Annotated in this window: 1 protein-coding gene; it reads right to left on the bottom strand. The window is 64.6% G+C overall.

The features are described 5' to 3' along the window. Nucleotides 1-653, bottom strand: a 653-nt coding sequence (locus tag NW819_RS14390) for a pyridoxal-phosphate dependent enzyme (RefSeq protein ID WP_414414163.1), incomplete at both ends; no start/stop codon positions are given.

Raw genomic sequence — 653 nt, 5'->3', positions numbered from 1 at the left:
TTAGCGGGACGGAGTCCTTGCTGCGGGGCCAAAGTTTTCAGGTAGGCCAGCGCATGGGCCGTCTCCAGCGCGGGGATGATCCCCTCCAGGCGCGACAGCAGCAGCAGCGCTTCCACCGCTTCGTCGTCAGTAACCGCGTAGTACTCGGCCCGCCCGATTTCTTTTAGGTAGCTGTGCTCTGGCCCCACGCCAGGATAATCCAAGCCAGCGCTGATGGAGTGGGCCTCCTGCACCTGACCTTCTTCATCCTGCAGCAGGTAGCTCATCGCCCCGTGCAAGACCCCGATGCGACCGCGGTTGAGGGTAGCGGCGTGGCGGGGCGTGTGCAGCCCTTCTCCGGCAGCTTCAATGCCGATCAGCCGCACCTGGGGATCCCGGACAAACTCGTTGAACAGCCCCAGCGCGTTGGATCCACCCCCCACACAGGCCAGCAACACATCCGGCAGCCCTCCCCATTTTTCCTGGCACTGCTGCCGCGTCTCCTGGCCAATGACATCGTGAAAGGCCCGCACCAGCTTCGGGTAAGGGTGGGGCCCCGCCACCGTGCCGATGATGTAGTGGGTGGTCTCCACGTTGGTTACCCAGTCGCGGATGGCCTCGGAGAGGGCGTCTTTGAGGGTGCGCGTGCCCGATTCCACTCCCCGCACCTCAGC

Origin of the sequence: Synechococcus sp. R8-2, from assembly GCF_047461715.1 — a bacterium.
Classification (GTDB): Bacteria; Cyanobacteriota; Cyanobacteriia; order Thermostichales; family Thermostichaceae; genus Thermostichus.
This window is presented reverse-complemented; position numbering and strand designations above follow the sequence as displayed.